14 protein-coding genes are annotated in these 21,873 nt (G+C 49.6%); 8 read left to right on the forward strand and 6 right to left on the reverse strand.

Annotated elements, in window-relative coordinates; genetic code table 11:
* Window positions 1-615 precede the first annotated feature (615 nt).
* On the forward strand, window positions 616-3,459 hold the full coding sequence (locus EM595_RS03015; RefSeq protein ID WP_067435108.1) for an archaeal ATPase: 2,844 nt from the start codon (window positions 616-618) through the stop codon (window positions 3,457-3,459).
* 26 nt (window positions 3,460-3,485) lie between these two features.
* Window positions 3,486-5,885: an amidohydrolase family protein gene (locus EM595_RS03020; protein ID WP_067427739.1), complete on the forward strand. Its 2,400-nt coding sequence runs from the start codon at window positions 3,486-3,488 to the stop codon at window positions 5,883-5,885.
* 1,198 nt (window positions 5,886-7,083) lie between these two features.
* Here EM595_RS03020 and EM595_RS03030 read toward each other — a convergent pair.
* Genes EM595_RS03030 through EM595_RS03050 form a run of 5 tightly spaced genes read right to left on the reverse strand, consistent with a single transcriptional unit; the run spans window position 7,084 to window position 11,058 of the window.
* A complete protein-coding gene (locus tag EM595_RS03030; protein WP_067427740.1) occupies window positions 7,084-8,043 on the reverse strand; it encodes a LacI family DNA-binding transcriptional regulator in 960 nt (319 codons plus the stop codon).
* Between the two features lie 58 nt (window positions 8,044-8,101).
* Window positions 8,102-9,034 carry an ROK family protein gene (locus EM595_RS03035; protein ID WP_067427742.1) on the reverse strand — a complete coding sequence of 311 codons (933 nt, stop codon included), beginning with the start codon at window positions 9,032-9,034 and terminating at the stop codon, window positions 8,102-8,104.
* 55 nt (window positions 9,035-9,089) lie between these two features.
* Window positions 9,090-9,392, reverse strand: coding sequence for a PTS lactose/cellobiose transporter subunit IIA (locus tag EM595_RS03040; RefSeq protein WP_067427744.1), 303 nt, complete (start codon window positions 9,390-9,392; stop codon window positions 9,090-9,092).
* Window positions 9,393-9,407: 15 nt separating this feature from the next.
* On the reverse strand, window positions 9,408-10,733 hold the full coding sequence (locus EM595_RS03045) for a PTS sugar transporter subunit IIC (protein ID WP_067427746.1): 1,326 nt from the start codon (window positions 10,731-10,733) through the stop codon (window positions 9,408-9,410).
* Between the two features lie 10 nt (window positions 10,734-10,743).
* Window positions 10,744-11,058, reverse strand: coding sequence for a PTS sugar transporter subunit IIB (locus EM595_RS03050; RefSeq protein ID WP_067427748.1), 315 nt, complete (start codon window positions 11,056-11,058; stop codon window positions 10,744-10,746).
* Between the two features lie 177 nt (window positions 11,059-11,235).
* Between EM595_RS03050 and EM595_RS03055 the strand changes: the two genes are divergently transcribed.
* From EM595_RS03055 to manA, 5 genes are all read left to right on the forward strand, one after another.
* Window positions 11,236-12,507: a PTS sugar transporter subunit IIC gene (locus EM595_RS03055; protein ID WP_067427750.1), complete on the forward strand. Its 1,272-nt coding sequence runs from the start codon at window positions 11,236-11,238 to the stop codon at window positions 12,505-12,507.
* A 236-nt stretch (window positions 12,508-12,743) separates the two neighbouring features.
* A complete protein-coding gene (locus EM595_RS03060) occupies window positions 12,744-14,081 on the forward strand; it encodes a carbohydrate porin (RefSeq protein ID WP_067427752.1) in 1,338 nt (445 codons plus the stop codon).
* A gap of 11 nt (window positions 14,082-14,092) precedes the next feature.
* Entirely contained in the window at window positions 14,093-16,276 is a 2,184-nt protein-coding gene (locus EM595_RS03065) for a CBM35 domain-containing protein (protein WP_067435111.1), read from the forward strand.
* A gap of 40 nt (window positions 16,277-16,316) precedes the next feature.
* Window positions 16,317-17,726: a glycoside hydrolase family 1 protein gene (locus EM595_RS03070; protein ID WP_067427754.1), complete on the forward strand. Its 1,410-nt coding sequence runs from the start codon at window positions 16,317-16,319 to the stop codon at window positions 17,724-17,726.
* Window positions 17,723-18,892: a mannose-6-phosphate isomerase, class I gene (gene manA / locus EM595_RS03075; RefSeq protein ID WP_067427756.1), complete on the forward strand. Its 1,170-nt coding sequence runs from the start codon at window positions 17,723-17,725 to the stop codon at window positions 18,890-18,892. The genes EM595_RS03070 and manA overlap by 4 nt, the downstream gene beginning before the upstream one ends.
* Window positions 18,893-18,945: 53 nt before the next feature.
* On the opposite strand, the gene EM595_RS03080 is transcribed toward manA, so the two are convergent.
* Window positions 18,946-20,790 (reverse strand): 3'-5' exonuclease, encoded by a 1,845-nt coding sequence (locus tag EM595_RS03080; protein WP_067427758.1) that lies wholly within the window; start codon window positions 20,788-20,790, stop codon window positions 18,946-18,948.
* A gap of 325 nt (window positions 20,791-21,115) precedes the next feature.
* Here EM595_RS03080 and EM595_RS03085 point away from each other — a divergent pair, with 325 nt between their 5' ends.
* Entirely contained in the window at window positions 21,116-21,838 is a 723-nt protein-coding gene (locus tag EM595_RS03085) for a GNAT family N-acetyltransferase (protein WP_067427760.1), read from the forward strand.
* The last annotated feature ends 35 nt before the right edge of the window (window positions 21,839-21,873 follow it).

Genomic DNA, 21,873 nt, shown 5'->3' on the forward strand with positions numbered 1-21,873 from the left:
AAAACGAATGTACACCGTGACTTAGAGTCCGCTTCGTGTCAGGAGCGGACATTGGTTGTTTATGTGGATAAATACTAAGAGTTGTTTATTTTCGCCACAAAACAGGCTCGCTTTGAGTAAATAAACAGGCAACACTTGTTTGTTGCTGAGGAAGTTAAAGCGCGCTAATTTAGGCATTTAGCATAGACTCACCTAAAAATAAATGGCTAGAAAAAAGTAATAATATACCAACACGCTTTTGATCACAGGAGTAGTAATTAATTGTAGTTAATATTTATCAATAATTTAACGATAGTATAGCATCTGTTAGAACTAGTGAAGGTGTGATGACACAATATCAGCATGTTATGCGTTATCCTCGGTCCCACACTCCGCGCAGCAATGTCTGCTCGACAAAACGAACCGTTCAGTCGCGAGGATGAGGGCAGTGAATGAGGTGGTCAGTTTTATTAGCGCTCCAGGTAGCTTTGTAGGACGAATCGTGGCGAAGCGCCCCCAACGAACTGATTGAAGCTAAGGGCACTGAGCATTGCATGAATCAACTCAGTGGAAATTTAAAGCACCAGTCTGATGCTAAGGCTGGCAAAAAATCAAAATAAATGGATTGATACGGACATGACAGACAGCGTACAGACTGAAACAACTGAGGGAAAAATCATCATCAACTTGTTTGCTCCCAATCTTCCCGGAAGTACCAAAGAAGATGATCTCATTCAAAAATCTCTGCGTGATCAGTTGGTCGAGAGTATCCGAAACTCGGTTACCCTTCCTGACACCGATAAGTCTGCTGGGCTAACACGGTTTATTGATGAGTCCGGTCGTAATGTATTTTTTGTGGATGGTACTCGCGGTGCGGGTAAAACCACTTTTATCAATAGTGTGGTCAAATCTCTAAACAGTGACCAAGTTGATGTAAAAGTCAGCATCAAGTGTTTGCCGACCATCGACCCTACCAAGTTGCCGCGTCATGAACCAATTTTGGTCACTGTGACTGCCCGTCTGAATAAAATGGTGTCCGACAAGTTAAAAGGATGCTGGGCGTCGAATGACTATAAAAAACAAAAAGAACAATGGCAGAATCACCTTGCGCAGCTCCAGCGTGGTTTACATCTGCTCACAGACAAGGAATATAAGCCGGAATATTTCAGTGATGCTTTGAAGCTGGATGCCCAGCTTGATTACTCCATTGGTGGCCAGGATTTGTCAGAAATCTTTGAGGAGCTGGTTAAACGTGCGTGTGAAATTCTCGGCTGCAAGGCCATTTTGATCACCTTTGATGATATTGATACTCAGTTTGACGCGGGTTGGGATGTACTTGAATCTATTCGTAAATTCTTTAACAGCCGGAAATTGGTGGTGGTGGCGACGGGTGACTTGCGCCTATACTCCCAATTGATTCGCGGTAAACAATACGAAAATTACAGCAAAACTTTGCTCGATCAGGAAAAAGAGAGCGCCCGCTTAGCAGAGCGAGGCTATATGGTTGAACACCTCGAACAGCAATATTTATTAAAACTTTTTCCGGTACAAAAGCGTATTCAACTGAAAACCATGTTGCAACTGGTCGGCGAAAAGGGAAAAGTCGGTAAAGAGAAGATCAAGGTTAAAACCGAGCCTGGCATGCAGGATATTGATGCCATAGATGTTCGGCAAGCGATTGGCGATGCTGTTAGGGAAGGCCTTAATTTGAGAGAGGGCTCTGATGCTGACATGTATGTGAATGAACTGCTGAAGCAGCCAGTACGGTTGTTGATGCAGGTGCTTCAGGATTTCTATACCAAAAAATATCATGCTACATCGGTAAAGCTTGATGGTAAACAAAGCAGAAATGAAAGGCCTGATGAGTTATCAGTTCCGAATTTACTTAGAAATGCCTTATATGGTTCGATGCTAAGCAGCATTTATCGTGCAGGATTAAATTATGAACAGCATCGGTTTGGTATGGATTCGCTCTGTAAGGACATTTTTACCTATGTAAAGCAGGATCGTGATTTTAATACCGGATTTTATTTGCGGCCTCAGTCTGAAAGTGAAGCATTAAGAAATTGCTCTATTTACTTAGCGTCTCAGGTAAGTGAAAACTGTCAGGGCAGTCTCTCAAAGTTCCTACAGATGCTTTTGGTTGGTTGTGGTTCTGTCAGCATATTCAACCAATTTGTAACCGAGTTAGCACAGGCTGAAAATGATAGAGAAAAATTCGAACAGCTTGTTAGTGAATATGTAGCTTATATGTCTGTTGGCAGAATTGAAAGCGCCTCACATTGGGCTAATCGGTGTTGTGCGGTGGTAGCAAACAACCCTAATGATGAAAAGATTGGTGTTTTTCTTGGCATGGTGCAGTTAAATCGTAAATCACGCCAAAACATGCCTGAGGGTTACAAAAAATTTAACATTGATACTGAGAATGGCTTGGCAAAAGCCGCAATGGCGGCTTCCTTAAGTACGGTAGCTTCAAATAACCTTATGGATTTCAGTAGTGTTTTTAATCTGATTGGTGCTATAGCAGATATCTCTGCATGCCGTCGTGAAAGGCCTGCCATTACTAATGCTTTTAATAAAGTTATAGCTCAGACAACATGTATTGTTCCCCCATGGAGCGAGGCTGCTGCTCGTGCAGAAATGAAAGGCTCAAGTAAAAGTGCGGATAACGATGCTGCTGTTTTGGATGTTGACCTTGATCCCAAGGATGATGGCGTAACTGATGAAAGTCAGCAGGATGACGCAACGGAATTTTCTGATGCCATTACTAAAGTTGAGCAATGGCTTAAAAAAGTAAACAAAATTGAGATTGAAATTCGTCCGTCAGCACTTTTGATTGGTAAAGTATGGAGTCGGTTCTATTTCAACCTTAATAATGTGGCTGATCAGCATAAAACCAGACTCTATAATGATGCAGAGCATGGACGAATGGCCAGTCAATCAAATGCTGCGAAAATTATGCGTTTTAATGTTTTAGCTTTTCTTCATGCGGTATTGGTTGAAGAGAGCTTATATCATTCGGTTAGTGATAGGGAATATATCGGTGAGGGGTTGAGACTAAATCCAGTTACTTCGGTTGATGAGTTTGAGAAAAAGATAAAAGTAATTAGTGAAGAATTGAAAACGGATAAGAAAACATGGAAAGATACCCACCCATTGTTTTTCTTATTAATTAGCTGTCCAATTCTACATCCGTTCATTTTTCCTGTTGGAGGGGTTAATTGTTCAGCCAAAGCACTGAGCAAGGAAGCAAGTTTCAATGAACTGATTGGTGAAATTGTTGGCGACAAATTACTTTCTGATAAAGAATGGGACTATTTGTCTAAAAATGGTAATCGAGAAATAAACATTAAACAACAGATGTCTCAAAACACTATAACATCGCTGAATTCCTCCACAATCGTCGGAGCATCATACGATAAGGCTACGCCAGCTAGGAAAACCAAGTCGTCTTCATTAAGTGACGGCGAAGAAAAATGATAATGGCCTTCGTATAAGGATTGGGTATGGAAAGGTTTCTTCTTAACTCAACAGTACTGTTGCATAGGCTGAGCACAGTCTCTTTGGATGAGGTATCACTTGATGAGAGGGTGGAGTCATCTGTGTTCCTTGCTCAATACGAACAGGTGCGTAGTTTGCCTGATCATGTAGCTAAATCGGCTTGGTCATCTTTAGTGCAGCAAATCAAACAGCGTAATATGAAACTCGGCCCAGTAGCAACCTTACGCCAGATAGCTGAAAAGTTTATTAAAAACGAGAAAGGCGGCCCCAAAATCGATCTACCTATGTTCTCGGAATGGCAAACTCTGATGAGCCGAGTGTCGTGCCTACCAATTATGGCGTGTCATCAGGTATTTAACCCTGGGACTGCCAGTCAGGAATATAGCTTTCGCTGGCCTTTATACCCATATCATCCAACGGTTGAAGACTACATTACCCGTGAATACCTACACGAAACTCACCAACACCTGAATGGCAGTACCAGTGCAGAAGAGTGTTGGCTGGATGCACTCAAGCACCCTGAAGTGAGCGTCAGAGATTTCGAGAAGGGCTGGGCATCTCAAGAGATGAAACAACTCTGCGCCCAGATTGACCCCTCTCTGACGCCTGAAATCTTCAAGGAGCGTTTGCAAATCGCCTGTAATATTCGCGAAATTCTTTGTCGGGTTGCTCAGGACGTGGAGTTGCCAGAATGGATAGCATCGATGCAGTATCCGCAGCAGTTGGCGGATAGCACCATTCTGCATAATGGCCAGGAGTATGGGTTTGCGACGGTTTGGCAAACTGACGACAAATACAGTCAGGAGTCTGAATTTTGCTGGCTAACCGGGTTGTTGGAAAAATGGCGGTATAATGCGCCCGAAGGTTTAGAACGACTGCTTTGGATTTACCTGCTGATTCAAAATCAGTACTTGACCTTACTGGTTCAGCGAGACGATTTTTTCGGTTTTGATCAGTTCCAGAATTACACCATGACGGAGTTGAGGGAGGAAACAGAGAAATCTTATTTGTCTCGTTTTAAACATGCCCATGGTGCTGGTGTGTATTCTCAGGTGCGTTATCTGGAAGGACGTTTTGCTCCGAAGAGCGACCCTAGAAAAATGCAAAAACTGCTCTTCAGTGTGTTAAGAGGATATTGGGAATATCTGAGTGCTCATATGTCTCTGGAATGGATGCATGAGAAGCCGCTGACTATGTCGCAAGTGCTAGATAACCTCAAACTGGTTGAACCTCATGGCAAGTGTGCAGAACTGGCGCTAGTGCCGCACTTTATCAAAAGAAAGCCAAAAAATGGTGAGGTCTATCCTTACGCATTACTATTCAAAGACCTGAAAAATCAGGCAGCTATTCTGATGGACATGCTGAAGTCTGAACCGCGCCTGACAGGCTGGATTCGAGGAGTGGATGCCGCAGCTAATGAGATGCACGCGCCACCGGAGTTGTTTGGCCCCTTGTTCCGGGTGCTAGCCAAATCAGGTATTGCTCATTTTACCTATCATGTTGGCGAGGACTTTCCGCATCTGATCAGTGGTATTCGATCCATTGATGATGCCTTGAGATTTTTGCCATTGCGTAATGGCGACCGTCTTGGTCACTGCACGGCGATTGGCATCACACCTAATATCTGGAAACGCTCTTTGCCATTGTCTTTGTCCATGACCAAAGAGACGAGATTGCTCGATTTGGTGTTTATCTGGCGGGAACTTCGAAGTCATCCGGAACTGCTGCGTTACGCCAGTGATGCAGCGATTGAAGCAGTTCGCTTGGCCCATAAAGTGTTTTCGCTGGAAGAAGAAGTCTCGATTACCACCCTTGATCAGGTATTTGAAATGCGGGGGCTGTTGGCGGAATCTGAAGGTCTGCTGGGTGAACTAAATGGGCCATTAAAACCCAAATCCCTCTGGTTGGAAGAGTACGAGCGCGCCAGAGAGTTGGTTAAAACGACGGGTATGAAAAGGCCGCTGAAGTTGTATAAGCAATGGCTTACATCTGACAATGTGCGAAAGCAGCGTGCTGAATATGTTGAAGTTGCCCTGGAATATTTGCCGGATGAAGCGGTTGTTGCATTACAACAAGCTGTAATGGCAAAAATGGCAGACCGAAACATTGCGATAGAATGCCCTCCGACCAGCAATACCCGTATCAGTCAGTATCGAGATGTCAGCGAGCATCATATCTTTCGCTGGATGGGCTTGCCGGGTGAGGCGATTGAAGGTGATGTTCCTATGTCTATTTGTCTTGGATCTGATGATCCAGGGATCTTTGCCGCAGATTTGAAATCCGAGTTCTATCATCTTTTCATTGTGTTAACCCGAAATTTCGGTTTGTCGCCAGCGGAGGCTTTGGGAAAGGTAGCAGAGGTGAATGAGAATGGGCGGATTTATCGCTTTCATGATGTTAGCTAGCCTGTATACATTGATGATTCTGTAATCGTTCAAGACTCGCTGGGTTCATTAGTACCCCTTTATACGATACTGTCAGCGGTGCTGGAGAAATATGTTTCTCGGTCGGCATTTAACTCCCGACGATCATTTGCTTGTTAGTCTGGGAGAGAGTCTTGACGTCTATGCATATGGCCTCGGGACTACAGTGTCACTCAGCCAAGGCCCCTAAACTAGGCTATTTATCAATTCTAAATATCTTAATGGGTTACAATAGTTAGTGAACAATTAGACAGGCACACCGGATACTCAGAGCGCACAATGAGTTCGGCACATAACAAAACAAGTCAATTGGACTGCTTTGCCGATCGCTGCTTTAAACGTTAATGTCCGCAAATCGCTCTTAGCAGATAACAAGCGCTTAGGTTCTGCCCACCTCGTACCAGAAGCTGTAAATGCTAGTATTGCGATGTATCGATCAACAAGTGAAGGTTAGGAGAAATGATTGTAACCAGGGAAAGTATGAAAAAATGGATCATCGAGTGTCTTCAGGAACGGGGTGGTAGTGCTTGGCCACGTGAAGTCTCAAAGTATGTATGGGACAGCTACGAGACTGAGCTTAGGGATTCCGGCGATATGTTGTATACGTGGCAATATGACATTCGTTGGGCCGCTCAACAATTGAGAAACGAGGGGACTCTGAAACCAGTAAATAGACGCAGAGATTTGCCATGGGAACTAGCATAGCAAAGTAGGGTTAACGTTCATTTCGCATCCATGTCTGACTTTGTTCTGAGGAGATGGGAATTGATACCCTGAAGAAAACTTTCCTGCCTGCCTGAATCTTGCTTTGATAGCCATATCGGTGTTCTACTTGTATGGCTTTATACTCACTTGCAATGTTTATTCTTTGTACGGATTTTAACTTGTGGGTACAAGTGCGGGTATAACTATTTATTCCTGTTTATAAAAAATAATGATATCAGTCTATTAGGTGTGAAATTGCGTGTCCGGCCTTCGGCACCACGGAAAGCAAATAAGTCACCCAAGGGTGGCTTTTTTTGTGCCTGTCATTCCGGTTTTACTTTTTCATTGGCTATGCGGCTGAAGCGGGCTGTCGCCGCTAATCTGATCTATCGCTACTAACGCTTGTCATTCAGTGAACGCGTACACGTTCAGGCCAATGCATGTTCAGCATGGCCTGCAATATAAGGCAGTTACGTTAGCTCATTTCAGATACGGAAGCGCGTGCAACCAGACGGCCGGTAAAAGTACGGCTTTCCGTTTCAAATAGCGTGCGACCGTCAATCAGCGCGCGGATACGTTGCACGCAGCGTTCAAGTAGCTGCTCGGTGGGATAGGCGATGCAGGTTAGTGGCGGATAGAGCAGGGAAGCCAGCGGAGAATCTTCGAGGCTGACCAGTGACACTTCCTGTGGCACCGCGATATTAAATTCACGTAATAAGCGCATCGCCTCTGCAGCGTGGCAGTCGCGTCTGGCAATAATCGCCGTATATTGCGTAAAGCTGTTGATAAGCGTCAGCAGAGCTTGCTCAATATTGTTATTGGCTTTGACCATAAGCTGCCGGTTGAAAGGCAGAGAATAGTTTTGTAGCACACTGCGATAGCCTTCCACCATCTGCTGGCTGGCCAGATCGTCTTCGCCGTCAATCAGCAGCGCGATGCTGCGGTGCCCTTTGCCCAGCAAATAGCGGCAGGCGCTTTCGGTGGCAAAGGCGTAGTTATAACCGCCCGCTTGTTCAGTCGCTGAAAACTCATCAAAAACGATAACGTTGCTGGCCATATCGGCGGAGTGCTGTCCCAGCGTGACTACCGCAACGCATTGGTGCTGCAGACCTTCAATCGCCGATTGATAATCTGCCGCCGCAGTGACGTACTGAATCAACAGCGATTTATTCAGCGACTTCATAGCCAGCGAAAGCTGGGGCAACAAGGTTGCGCTCAGCGCGGTTTCATTAGCAGGTAACACCATGCCGACGTAGCTTGAGCTATTACTCGCCAGATTTTGCGCGGCAAAACTCGGGCGATAGTTCAATTCCTCTACCGCGCGTAATACCGCTTCCCGACTTTCGTCGCGTACGCCGCGTGTTCCGGTCAGCACACGCGAAACGGTGGCCCGGGAAACATTGGCTAATCTTGAAACATCATCAATGGTAGGCATGGTGTCGTCTGAATTGCGATTTTGTCCTTATAGTAACATAAACACGCACAGGAATTGCTCAGCCAGACTGCGCCTCAGAATGCTTTTTGGAAAGCGTTGGCAGCCATGCTGCGCCGCGTACGCCACTGGAATCACCATATTTTGCTTTGACGATGGCAGTACGGCATTCCGCTGAAAAAAGATATTTTTCAATGGCTGTTGGCAGGTCGCTATACAAACTCTCGACGTTAGACAAACCGCCGCCCAGAACAATGACGTGCGGATCGAGAATGTTAATAACACTTGCCAGGCTGCGGGCAAAAGCATCGATAAAATGTTGATAGTGTGCCAGCGCAGCGGCGTCATGATCGGCGGCCGCAGCGAGAATCGCCTGGGCATCCAGTTCGGCATGCTGTGTCAGATTGAAACGCTGACTGAATCCGGTGCCGGAGATAAAACGCTCAATACAGTTTTCACGGCCGCAATAACAAGGTTGCGCGGGGCCGTCTATAGCAGGATCCCACACCGGTAACGGATTATGTCCCCATTCACCTGCGATGGCGTTCGGGCCGCTGAGCAGTTGTCCATTGACTACCACGCCGCCACCGCAGCCGGTGCCCACAATGACGCCGAACACTGTTGGGTAGCCAGCACCTGCACCGTCTACCGCTTCGGAGAGCGCAAAGCAGTCAGCATCATTGGCAAGGAATAGTGGCTGACCTGTGCGCTGCGCCAGCGTGGCCTGCAGATTTTCGCCGTTTAACACCAGGCAATTGCAGTTTTTGATCAGCCCGCTATGGGGATCGATCGCCCCCGGCAAGCCGATGCCAATCGTAAACCCGTCTGGCGCAGAGGGACGGATGCCATCGATCATCGACACCAGGTTATCGATAAATTCCTGATAGCTCGCTTTGTTGGTGGGACGACGTTCGCGCAGGCGTACGCGACCCGCATCGTCAAGCAGCACCGCTTCCATTTTTGTGCCGCCAATATCAAGGCCAAGGTGAAGCATGATTATCCTCATAAAAAGGAGAGGCGGGCATCGCCTCTCAAAACAGGCACAACGGTTAATGGCGGCGATACAGGTCGATCAGTTCTGTCACCAGTTCTTTCGCCAGTATCGACGTCATCAGGTGATCCTGCGCATGGACCATAATGAGCGTCATCTTCGTTTTTCCTTCGCCTTCGTCGGCCTCAATCAGCTGAGTTTGCACAAGATGCGCCTCACGAGCGTAATGCTGTGCTTCATGCATTTTTGCATCGGCCTCACTGAAATCACCTGCTTTAGCGCTGCGCAGCGCTTCATAACAAAGGCTGCGCGACTGACCAGCATTAATAATGATGCCCATCACTTGTTCTTCTAAATCCATAATTTCCTCTGACTGTCATGCGGTTTCAGACTGGCCAACCACGGCGGGTGCCGAAGCGTCGCTGCTCTCCTGAGCCAGCAACTGTTTTTCAAAAGCTTTGAAGAAGGGGTAATACATGATGATGGCGGTGCCCATACAGATCAGGCACATGATCACTGGGCTGAATGCCCAGTTTGCTGCCCAGGAGGCACCAATTGGTGCGGGTGTGGTCCAGGGTGTCAGCGATACCACGCGCGCAACCCAGCCTAAATCGAGCGCAAACCAGGCCAGTGTTGCATTGATCATAGGTACCAGTACGAACGGAATAAAAAACAGCGGGTTCATGATCACCGGGGCGCCAAACAGAATCGGTTCATTGATATTGAACAAGCCCGGCACCACGCCCATTCGACCAATGGTGCGCAGGTGAACCGCTTTGCTTCGCATCAGCAGCAGCGCCAGCGGCAGCGTGGAACCCACACCGCCAATCAGCAGATAGTGATCCCAGAAACCCTGCACATAAATATGTGGAATGACGCTTCCCGCGGCCATGGCCGCCTGATTCACCGACAGGTTCGCCATCCAGAAAGGATTCATAATGCCGGTGACAATCAGTGCACCGTGAATGCCGGCAAACCATAAAATTTGGCATACCAATACAGACAGCAGAATGGCTGGCAGGGTATCGGAGGCGGCGACCAGCGGTTTGACCAGCGACATGATCGCCTCTGGAATAATCATGCCAAGCTGCGATTCAATGAACAGGTTCAACGGATGTAACGTCAGGACCACCGCCAGCACCGGGATCAAAATTTCAAACGAGCGTGCCACGCCAGTCGGCACTTCCGGCGGCAGACGAATGGTGATGTTGTGGCGGCGGAAAAAGGCATAAAGCTCAGTGGTATAAATCGCCACCAGCAGCGCAGTAAAGATGCCCTGACCAGAAAAGTAGGCCACGGAGATGTGGTCATCTTTCAATGGCGCCGCGATGAGCAGAAAACCCATCAACGACAGCATGCCGGAGGTCAGCGGGTCGAGTGCGTGATGCCGCGCCAGGCTGGCCGCTACGCCGACAGAAATAAATATGGTCATGATGCCCATGCTGAAGTTATAGGGCAGCATCAGGCTTTCACGGTGATCGAGCGAAAACTGCAGCCACGCGCGCGCAAATCCCCAATGCGTATCGGGCGCAAAGGGAGGGAATATAAACACCAGCATAAAAGAGCCGACGATCATAAATGGCAGGGCCAGAATAAAGCCGTCACGAATAGAAGTGACATATTTTTGCTGGCCAACGGCACCGGCAAGCGGCGTGATGTGGTTTTCAATCACGCTCATGAGTTTCAGGTACAGAGAGCTCATGGTTTATCCCTTATTGATTATTTTCAATGAGTGAGAGGGCAAAATCCAAAACCGCCGCGCCTTTTTGCATGCCGTAATCCATCATATTGATCGGCTCAACCCGTATGCCGTAAGCGTCGGCTTTGCTCTGTAAATCCTTCTGCATGTACTTAACCTGAGGCCCAAGCAGCACTACCTGATACTGACCCACCTGCTGTTCAAATTCGGCAACGCCAAACGCTTTAATTTCAACCTCAAGACCGCGTTTCGCTGCCTCGTCGAGCATTTTTTTCACCAGCAGGCTGGTGGACATTCCTGCGGAACAGCACAACATGATTTTTTTCATCGGAAACTCCAGTCTGAGAAAGAATACTCCGCGGACTATAGTCAGATGGATTTAAAACGGAAAGCGCTTTCCATAACTGGATATACTAATTGTGAGAGCGATCACCTGCAGCAGGCTTTTACTTTGCGTGAATGTGGGGGATGATCGCTGCACATCACTGTCCTTTATAGGTTTCACATGAACATTCAGTTTATGAATGTTGCCGTTACGCTGATTGAACAGCGGGTAACGCCTCTGGCAAATCTGCTCACCCGTAATCAGCACATTACCGCGATGCGCGACAGCTTTGGGCTGGCGATGCCTTTTGTGATCATTGGCAGCCTGATGGTGCCGCTGATTTTCCCGCCGTTCTCGCTTGAACCAACGGCCTGGTACAGCGCGCTCTATCTGGCAATCCGCCCGATGCTGTTGCCAACCTTTAACATTACGGTGGGTTTAGTGGCGTTGATTATCGCTTTTGGTGCCAGCGCCAGCCTTGCCAAACAGTATCGGCTACCGGAGCGTCTTTCCGGCCTGACCGGATGCCTGGCATTCCTGCTGTTTATCGGCTTTAAGGAGAGCAGCGGAACTAATCTTTTTCTCGGCGGAATGGGTATCTTCAGCGCGCTGATATCCAGCTTTTTTACGATTGAAGTGATCCGGTTGTTCTACCACAGAGGGTGGTGCATTCGCCTGCCGGATGAGGTGCCAGTAATGACCCGCAACGGCTTTCAGCTGCTGGTGCCGCTGCTGGCAATTATGCTGTCGATAACGTTGATCAATGCGGCTGTGAAAAGCAGCACCGGGCTGATTCTTCCTGATTTAATCAGCGAAGCGCTACGGCCATTGATCGTTGCTTCAGATACGCTGACCGCACTGCTTATTTCATTGCTGCTTTGCCATCTGCTCTGGTTTATCGGTATTCATGGCGCGCTGATTATCACCGGCATCATGAACCCGTTCTGGATGACTTACCTGTTTGAAAATCAGCAGGCGCTGGCGCAAAACAGTGCGCCGCCGCATATTTATCTACAGGGATTCTGGGATTTTTATCTGCTTATCGGCGGTATTGGCTCGACCTTACCGCTGGTTTTTATGGCGTTACGCAGTCGTTCGCGTCAGCTAAAAAGTGTCGGTAAAATCGGCCTGGTACCATCACTCTTTAACATCAATGAACCGCTGCTGTTTGGCTTCCCGATTATTCTTAACCCTTTGTTCCTGGTGCCGTTTATTGCTGTCCCTGCGATCAATGCTTGCATCGCCTGGTATTTGACACACCTCGGTATCCTCGATCGCGTGGTGGCGATGCTGCCCTGGTCAATGCCCGCGCCGCTGGGAGCAGCCTGGTCAGCTAACGGCAGCTGGAAGAATATGTTTATGTGTCTGTTCGCCTTTTTCAATGCCTGGATGATTTACCGTCCGTTCTTTCGGGTCTATGAACTTCAGCTCATCGAGCGGGAAAAAAATTAGCGTTTTTTCATCTCTCCTGCACCGCCAGCGTCATTCCTCCGCTGGCGCGTGACCTTTAGCCCTCCCAGAAAGCGATCCCGATCACGATTACGCATGCAGAATTTATTATTTTGTGATTCAATCCAGTAATTATGGAAAGCGCTTTCCATCGATGGATGTACATTTCCATTTTTCAACCGTAAATTTCCCTCGCGCCCTACAGACGCTCTTCGCTTATGACAATAAAAAGGGAAAACATGAAACGCGTTAATCCAGCTTTACCTCTGACTTTACTGCTCGCCTCTGCCACCAGTGGCGTTACCCATGCCGAAAAATATGATTTCACCCTGCACGGCTATATGCGTTCCGGCATCCTGGCAAACAGTGACGGCAATCGCGTCAATTCCGTGGGGTTGATGCCTGACGGAAAATTCCGTCTGGGCAATGAAGATGACACCAAGATCGAACTGATTCCTCAGGTGATGTTGACGTCTGATTCCGGCGTAGTGGCAAAAATTCAGGCCAATATCACTCACCAAAGCAAATGCACCTCTGACTGGAACTGCCTTGATGACGATGACAAGCCAGTACAGTTTCGCGAAGGCTATGTCGAACTGAGCAACCTTGATTTTGCACCGGATGTCACCTTCTGGGGCGGCAAGCGCTATAGCAGTTCAAACACCTCAAGCCATCAGTTTGACTGGGAATATATTCAATACAACGGTACAGGGGGTGGCTTTGACAAGCTCGATCTTGGCTTCGCACAGCTTGATGCCGGTGTTTACGCTTTCACCCCAACCGATGAAACCAAAGCCTATCCCGTAGATCGCGGCGATCAAGGCTATCCGGATGACTATTCGCTCAATGTCTGGCTGAAAAAGATTGCCGGTTCACCCGTCGACCTGCAGCTAATTGGTCATCACATGAATAACAGCGAACTCCACGCCGACGCCGCCGAGAAAGGCTATGGCCTCACCGGCGTTTATAACTTCGATGGCTTTTATGGCGTATTGGGCGGCTCCTCCCGGTTTGTTGTGCAGTATGGGCGAGGCCTGGCTGCGGGCGATTCATTGGGTAAGAACGGTTGGGGATGGGCCAATCTGGATGATACGCAGTCCTGGCGACTCATTCTGGATGGGCTTGCCGCGCTGGATAACGGCTGGGAAGTCTCAACTTTTGCCTATTACCAGCAGGATAAAAATTACCGCTGGTGGAGCAGCGACAGCGAAGGATGGGGCCGCACCAGTTGGGTGGCGGGCGTACGCCCGTATCAGCAGATTACCAAAAACTTCGCCATGCAATATGAGGTGGGCTACGAGTACCTCGATGACAAAAACTACAAAGGTGTGGAGGGAAAAGGCAAGGGCGGACTGACCAAAGTTACCGTGGCACCGACGCTGACATTTGACTCCGGCTACTGGAGCCGCCCGCAGCTTCGTCTCTATGCCACCTGGGCAAAATGGGATAAAGGCGTATCTGATGCGCTCGATGGCAACTATGACTGGAGCACCAATACTATCGGCTCGGGTGGGTATAGCCGCAGTGGCAAAAGCGACACCCTTAACGTTGGCATCCAGGGCGAAGTTTGGTTCTGAGGAGAGGCATGATGAATATATTCGCGAAAAACACGCTGCTTCTGGTACTGATGAACATGCTAAGCGGCAGCGTTGCTCAGGCAGCTGAACCCTCCCATTTTGCGCACTTCATTACGCGCCAGGGGGCACAACTCATGGATGGGTCACAGCTTTTCCGCTTTGCCGGGATCCATGCGCCGGAATTACATCGCATTGAAGATGATGCGCGTGGCGTCTGTAAAGCCGACCCACGCGGCTGGGGACAATATTTTGCCTGGCCAACCCCAGATGAGCAGGCGAACTGGATCAGCGCCCTGGTACAAACCGGCGCCAAAGCGCAACGCGTCTACGTTTTCTCCGTGCAGCAGGAGAATGATGCGGCTTGCGGACGAGAGACGCATATTCTGGCACCGGCAACCCCGGACGGCATGCCGCGCCTGAACGAAAAGGCGATGAAAATCTATGACAACATGATTGCCGAGGCGGATAAACAAGGCCTGCGCCTGATTGTGCCTTTTATCGATCACTGGGCATGGTGGGGAGGTCGCGAACAACTGGCGGCGTTCTACCACGAGCAGCCAGACGACTTTTATCGCGTACAGAGCAAAACGTATCGCGCTTATCAGCAGCTGATTCGCCAGATTATTACCCGTACGAATACGCTTACCGGACGACGTTATGCGGATGAAAAAGCCATTATGGCCTGGGAGACAGGTAATGAACTGGAGGAGACCAATGCTGAGTTTCTCCAGCAGACCGCCGCGTTAATCAAGCAACTGGCGCCGCATCAGCTGGTGATAGATGGCACCTACAAGAAAATTAACGCTTTTGCACTGGCGGATCCCAATGTTGATATCGTCAGCAACCATTACTACACCAACGCCGGGAATAATGATCCCGACCAGGTTCAAAAGGATTTGCAGGCGATTGGCGGCAAAAAGGTCTACCTGGTGGGCGAGTTTGGTCTGCTTGATAGCCGCGCGCTAAATAGCATCATGCAGGCCATTGTGCATACCGATGTTAACGGGGCGAAAGCCGCGGGCGGTTTGGTTTGGGGATTCCGCGGTCATCGTCACAACGGCGGTTTTTACTGGCATAAGGAATATACCGGCCATTACAGCTACCACTTACCAGGATTTCCGGTAGAGGGCGACGCTAATCAGGAGATGGCGGTGGTGGAGTTGGTCCGCCACGCCGCGGCCCAAATGGATGGCAAAGATAAGGTGCCCGCGCTGCCAGTACCGGAAGCGCCATTACTGCGACAAGCCTCATCACCCTTTGCCCTTAACTGGATGGGCGCTGCGGTGGGCCGGCGCTACGACGTTGAACGTGCTGCCGCGCCAGAAGGACCCTGGCAAACGGTGGGGCGTGATATTTCAGACGGCGTTCAGGCGTGGGATCCCGCTACGATGAACCTGTTCAGCGACGATTACACCTCACTGAAGTTAGGGCAAACCTATTACTACCGCGTGCTGGCAAAAAATGAATCCGGTATCTCGCCTCCTTCGAACGTTATTCACGTCACCCACACTCAGCGTAATCAGGCACCGCAGGTTACGTTAGCCGATCGCGCCGCCGTTGCGCAGAACCGCGGATTGAGCCTGGCGGCCAGCTGGCAGGATGACCATTTACCCACTCGTCAGGTGACAGGTACCTGGAGCAATGGCGGCAACCATCATGTGCATTTTTGTCAGGCGAACAACGCCGATACCCGCGTTTGGTTTACCCAACCCGGCTCCTATCAACTGACGTTCACCGCCGATGATGGCCTGCTGCAAAGCAGTAAAAATATTGTTGTTACTGTCACACCGGCTAACGCACCGCCACCCGCTGACTTCTGCCATTTCGACAGCGGCGTGCTGGGTGTGCAGCAGGGAACGGTGACGCCATCTGCAGGCGCAGAAACGCCGCTGGCGATAACAGAGGATGGTTTTCTCGGGCCTTTTGCTAACGCAGGCGATCGGGTTAGCTGGCAGATTGAGGCGCCGTGGGAAGGTGAGTTTTTGCTGCATCTGCACGTGAATGGTAAGTGGGGCAGCAAGAAAAATTCATTGCAGATCAACGGGGATAAACCGTTGCAGATTGAGTTTCCCGGAAGCAACGAGCAGATGACGCTGCGTGTCTCTCTCAGGCAGGGGAAAAACAGCATCACCCTTGGCAACTATGCCGGTGACTGGGGATTCATTTTTATTAAATCGATGCGGGTTACCGCCTGATGGCGGTGCGCATCACTTTTTTCACGCTTCAGGAGGTTCTATGACCACATATGCATTCCCGGAACATTTTTTTTGGGGGGCGGCGGCTTCCGGACCCCAGACCGAAGGTGCCGATGGCAAACCGCACGCGTCAATTTGGGATAGCTGGTATGCCAGCCAACCCGATCGCTTTTTTGAGCAGATCGGGCCGGAGAAAGTGTGCGAAACGCTGCACAAATATAAAGAAGATGTCGCGCTGATGAAAAACATCGGCCTGAACTCGTTTCGTACGTCAATTCAGTGGTCACGACTGATTGACGATCTGGAAACCGGCGCGCCCAATCAGGATGCGGTGCGTTTCTATCACGCCTATTTTGATGAGATGATCGCCAACGGCATTGAGCCGATGATTAACCTCTATCACTTTGATATGCCCGACGAGCTGCAACAGCGTTATGGCGGTTTTGAGTCAGTGCATGTTACCGATCTTTTTGCCCGTTTTGCCGCTACCGCGTTTCGCCTCTTCGGCCACAAAATCAAATACTGGACCACCTTCAATGAACCGATCGTGCCGGTTGAAGGCGGCTATCTTTATGACTTTCATTATCCCTGCAAGAAAGATGGCAAGCTGGCGGCTCAGGTCGCCTTCAATATTATGCTGGCGCATGCGAAAGCCATTGAATGTTATCGTGAAATGCAGTGTGGCGGTGAGATCGGTGTTGTGCTTAACCTGACGCCAACCTACACGCGTAGCGCGTCAGCAGAAGATAAAAAAGCGGCCTGGCATGCCGACTTATTCTTTAACCGTAGCTTCCTCGATCCGCTGGTAAAGCATCAGTTTCCCACCGAGCTTTGTTCGCTGCTGGCAGAGCATCACTGCCTGCCTGAGGTCAACCCGGCCGATGTGAAACGGATAACCGATTCGCGCATTGATTTCCTCGGCGTGAATTATTATGTCCCGCGGCGAGTCAAAGCGCGTGAAACGCCTTATACGCTGGATTACTTCTCACCGGATGTTTATTTCGAAAACTATATCGATCCTGACGGACGGTTTAATCCCTACCGCGATAACAACGAAATTCTGCCACAGGCTATTTACGACATTGCGGCTAATATTCGCGACAATTACGGCAATATAAAGTGGTATCTCGCTGAGATTGGCATTGCGATGGATCTGGCATCAGAAGGGCCGGTACAGGCAGACGGCATCATCGATGATGGCTTTCGCATCGGCTTGATGGAAGAACATCTGGTGCAGTTACATCGGGCGATTGCCGAGGGTGCCAACTGTTTTGGCGTACATCAGTGGACGTTTATCGATAACTGGTCATGGATCAACTCCTTCAAGCGCCGCTACGGCTTTTACCGTCTCGATTTAGCCACCGGAGAACGCCAAATCAAACGCAACGGCCTGTGGTTTAAGGCGCTTGCCGAGAGCAATCAGTTTAGCTGTGAGGAACGTTCCGCGTGAGCCAACACTTTTTTTATCCTTTATCCACTGTGGTGAAGCCTTATCCTTGGGGCAGTCGCAGTGCGTTACATCAGCGCTTTCATGTGCCTAATCCCGATGCACAACCGCAGGCGGAACTGTGGATGGGCGTACATCCTGCTGGCATGTCGCAGGTCATGGATCAAGGCACGCCGCTGGCGCTTTCTGAACTGATTGCCCGCGACAGAAAGGGGATGCTCGGTGCTGCGACTGCCGCTCGCTTTGGCGATCTGCCCTATTTAATGAAAATTCTCGCTGCCGATCGGGCGTTGTCCATTCAGGTGCATCCGCAGAAAGCGCAGGCGGAAGCGGGCTATGCACGTGCCTTGCGGGCTAATGAAGATATACCGGATTACAACGACGCCAACCATAAGCCTGAACTGGTCTACGCCATCACACCGTTTATCGCCATGAATGGCTTTCGCGACGTCGCAGATATTGTGGAGAATTTTCGCCTGCTTGCTGTGACTGCGTTGAGCCCTGCTGTGGATGCGCTGGCGCAGCAGCCTGATGCTGTCGGACTGAAGGTGTTTTTTAGTACGCTAATGCAACTGTCCGCGGACGCTAAAGCTGCGGCGCTTAAGCGGGTCGTCAGCGCCCCGTTTGATGACGCGCTCATGGCGGTGATCCAGCAGCTTTATCAACATTATCCACATGATGCAGGGGTGCTGGCACCGCTCTATCTTCACTGCATAACGTTACAGCCCGGCGAAGCGATGTTTCTTTATCCCGGGACGCTGCATGCGTATGTGCAGGGTACCGCCGTCGAGATCATGGCCAGCTCTGATAATGTACTGCGCGCCGGGCTCACCGATAAGAAAATCAATGTTGAGGAACTGATTGCCTGCACCACTTTTTCACCCATCAGCCGCACGTCGCTGCTGATGGAACCAGAGTGGCAGGAAGGGCAGGCGCATTACCCCATCCCGATAGACGATTTTCGTTTCACTGTTTTAAACGCCAATGAGGCCCTGCCGATGCAGACCCGCAGCGCCGAAATCGTGTTGGTGATGACCGGGAGCGCGACGCTGACCCATCCCGCAGGTGACACGCTGACGCTACAAACCGGTCAGTCCGCTTTTATTCCTGCTGCCACCCAAAACTGGACGTTAACCAACACCGGCACGCTGTGTCGGGCTTACAGTTAACGACCCTCACCAACACTCAATAAGCCGCGCTCAGCGGCTTATTTATCATAGGGCTATTTTGCCGTGATCAGATCGGCTAACGCATTGTCCTGATGTAACGTAACCAGAAGCTGATGAGTGGCGCGCGTGAAAGCGACATAAAGTTTTTTTGCTGCTTCATTAATATCGCTTTTCACATAATCCATCTCACTGCTGTTAACTACCGCGACGGAATGAAACTCCAGCCCTTTGCTGCTCGGGATGATAAACAGCGGCAACCGGTCATCCTGTGGATCATATAATTTCTTATCTTCTGGTTTCTCATAAAAGTAGTGCGGAATATCGTGGCTTTTCAATACGCTGCAAAAGTATTTTCCCGTTTTAGCCAGTGGACAGAGAATAGCGATATCCTTCCAGCGCAATCCCTGATTACGTTGATGATCAAGCCACTCCAGTACCTGTCTGGCTTCTGCTGCCAGTTTATCAACCCGCTGGATTTCCGGTTCAGGACCATACGTACCCGCTGACTCAGGTTGCAAAACTTCAGTTTTATGCTGGCTGGTTGAATCGAATGCTCTCTGCAAAAAGTTTCGCGAGAAATGTAATATTTGCTGAGAGTTGCGGTAATTAAGTTTAAGAATAGTGGTGCGACCCTGCGCCTGAATACCGACGCTGGCTAATGAAAAGCCAAGGTTTTCTCTCTTATTATAAATAGATTGGGCATCATCATACATAAATAGCAAAGAGCCGCTGCGTTCATTGGTCATTTTAGTCAGTACGTTCAGCCATTCTGCGCGTAAATCGTGACCCTCATCAATCAATACCGCGCCATATTGCTCAGAGGCAATCTTCTCTTCGTTAATATAGTGTTCTACAGAGCGAAAGAGGTCATCATACGTATTTTCTGATGTGTTCAGTTTTGAAAGAGTATGTTTTCTGAGCTGGTATGAACACCATGAATGAAAGTTGTATACCTGTACCTTCTCTTCCAGCCCATGCTGCTTAATACGGCTTTTAAGGATTGCCGCAAGCGAAATGTTATAGCAGATAACCAACACAGGTTGCGTGAGGACTTCGGCCAGGTGAATGCAGCGGTAAATCAGAATCAGAGTTTTTCCCGAACCGGCTACGCCATGAATTACACGATGTCCTTCACCTAAACTCCTTGCCAGAATTTCCTGCTGAGGATCCATGATTTTTAAAATATCAGGCAGTGCCACCGGCAGATCTGATGGCGAGGGCTGGTCATTCTCCGTTGGGAAAAGCGACAACTGCTTGCTGTCTATCCGAATTTCAGGATAAAAATGCCAGCGTATACGGTCAATTTTTTCAGCGCTCAGAGGCGCTTGTAACCGGTAGCGCAGCATGGCCCACAGTTTATTTTGCAGCGTTTCCGCTGACACGGATTCTTTAATATCATCTTTGCAGATAACTAATTCGGGCGGCAGAATCGCTTTCTGCTCATCGGTAATAAGCACGGCATCAAGTTGCTTGCGGGTAATATTACTGAGAATGACACCATAGCCATAGGGGAAACTCAATTTACCCTGATGGGCACCATGCTGTTGTTGTAACGCCGCATCCTGTTCCAGTAATTTCAGCGCGGCATAGGCCCCCTGGCGTGCCTGCTCAACGGGATTACAAAATGTCTTTATGCCGGACTCACAGCGATATTCGACTTCTTTATGGGTTAATGCGTGAATATTGTCTATTTTCCAGTCTTTGACCTCAAGAAATAGCAATCCGCGTTCAGGATTTAACACGATGAAGTCGGGATAGCGACGCTTCGATCCAACCGCAATGTCATACCAGCACAAGCACTGTTCTTCCAGATCCGATTCAAGCCGCCTGGCCACGCGTCGTTCGCCTGCTGTTACGTACGCAGGGAAACTATTTAGCTTAGGTATTAAGATTGCCATGATTGTCCTTTTCTCAGCAGAGCGCATCCATGCAAGGGCGGTAAAATAGAGATCGAAAGCGTTATTTGCTTCCCTGAATGAACTGCGCGAAATAGGGGATTTACGATATCAGTGGACTACAGAAAATTCCGCAGGTCAATTACGGGAATCATCGCGGATGATGTTATCGCTAACGGTTTATAACCGAAGAAATAGCGGGCGTAGCATGCTGGCATTGTGATAGCTGGCAGAATCGGTTTATAAAAGAGGCGGGCCGTATGGAATATCGCGGCAGGGTAAGCCAGCCTCACTACGGCAATAACGTCAACGATCAACAGGACACCCCATGACGCAACATCTGAATCACTATCAGCAGCCGGTGGGTTTTCCACTGCCGGAATGGCAGCCGCGGGCACTGCCGCAGCGGGTTACGCTTTCAGGCCGCACCTGTCGGCTGGAGCCTTTCAGCGTCGAGGCGCACGGGCGGGCACTGTATCAGGCGTGGCAGCTGGCGCCTGATGGTCGTGACTGGACGTGGATGCCGGTCGAACCTTTTGCCAGTGAAGAGGATTATCTTGCCTGGGCGCGCAACATGGAGGCGAGCCGCGATCCGCTGCATTTTACCGTCATCGATCTCAGCAGCGGCCAGCCCACCGGCACGCTGGCGCTGATGCGTATTGATGCGCAGAACGGTGTGGTTGAAGTCGGCCATGTCACGTTTTCCCGGCTGTTACGCCGCAGCACGGCGGCTACCGAAGCGCACTTTCTGCTGATGCAGTACGCCATTGAGCAGCTGGGCTATCGTCGGTATGAATGGAAATGTGACAACTGCAACGCGCCATCCAAAGCGGCCGCGCTGCGCCTCGGTTTTCAGCAGGAAGGGGTGTTCCGTCAGGTGGTGGTCTATAAAGGTCGCAATCGCGATACCGCCTGGTTTTCCATTATTGATGGCGAATGGCCACGCGTAAAATCTGCGATGCAGCGCTGGCTGGCCGCCGACAATTTCAGCGCCGACGGTCAGCAGCACCAGCGTCTGGAAACCTTGCGTGAGGAAGTGAACAACGCCTGAATAAAAAAAGGCTGCGCGCGGCAGCCTTTTTGTGG

It is taken from the genome of Duffyella gerundensis (assembly GCF_001517405.1).
Classification (GTDB): Bacteria; Pseudomonadota; Gammaproteobacteria; order Enterobacterales; family Enterobacteriaceae; genus Duffyella; species Duffyella gerundensis.

What these genes read in the sequence shown, in the direction of transcription:
- EM595_RS03015 (WP_067435108.1), top strand. Translation starts at nt 616, where the DNA reads ATGACAGACAGCGTACAGACTGAAACAACTGAGGGAAAAATCATCATC.
- EM595_RS03020 (WP_067427739.1), top strand. Translation starts at nt 3,486, where the DNA reads ATGGAAAGGTTTCTTCTTAACTCAACAGTACTGTTGCATAGGCTGAGC.
- EM595_RS03030 (WP_067427740.1), bottom strand. Translation starts at nt 8,043, where the DNA reads ATGCCTACCATTGATGATGTTTCAAGATTAGCCAATGTTTCCCGGGCC.
- EM595_RS03035 (WP_067427742.1), bottom strand. Translation starts at nt 9,034, where the DNA reads ATGCTTCACCTTGGCCTTGATATTGGCGGCACAAAAATGGAAGCGGTG.
- EM595_RS03040 (WP_067427744.1), bottom strand. Translation starts at nt 9,392, where the DNA reads ATGGATTTAGAAGAACAAGTGATGGGCATCATTATTAATGCTGGTCAG.
- EM595_RS03045 (WP_067427746.1), bottom strand. Translation starts at nt 10,733, where the DNA reads ATGAGCTCTCTGTACCTGAAACTCATGAGCGTGATTGAAAACCACATC.
- EM595_RS03050 (WP_067427748.1), bottom strand. Translation starts at nt 11,058, where the DNA reads ATGAAAAAAATCATGTTGTGCTGTTCCGCAGGAATGTCCACCAGCCTG.
- EM595_RS03055 (WP_067427750.1), top strand. Translation starts at nt 11,236, where the DNA reads ATGAACATTCAGTTTATGAATGTTGCCGTTACGCTGATTGAACAGCGG.
- EM595_RS03060 (WP_067427752.1), top strand. Translation starts at nt 12,744, where the DNA reads ATGAAACGCGTTAATCCAGCTTTACCTCTGACTTTACTGCTCGCCTCT.
- EM595_RS03065 (WP_067435111.1), top strand. Translation starts at nt 14,093, where the DNA reads ATGAATATATTCGCGAAAAACACGCTGCTTCTGGTACTGATGAACATG.
- EM595_RS03070 (WP_067427754.1), top strand. Translation starts at nt 16,317, where the DNA reads ATGACCACATATGCATTCCCGGAACATTTTTTTTGGGGGGCGGCGGCT.
- EM595_RS03080 (WP_067427758.1), bottom strand. Translation starts at nt 20,790, where the DNA reads ATGGCAATCTTAATACCTAAGCTAAATAGTTTCCCTGCGTACGTAACA.
- EM595_RS03085 (WP_067427760.1), top strand. Translation starts at nt 21,116, where the DNA reads ATGACGCAACATCTGAATCACTATCAGCAGCCGGTGGGTTTTCCACTG.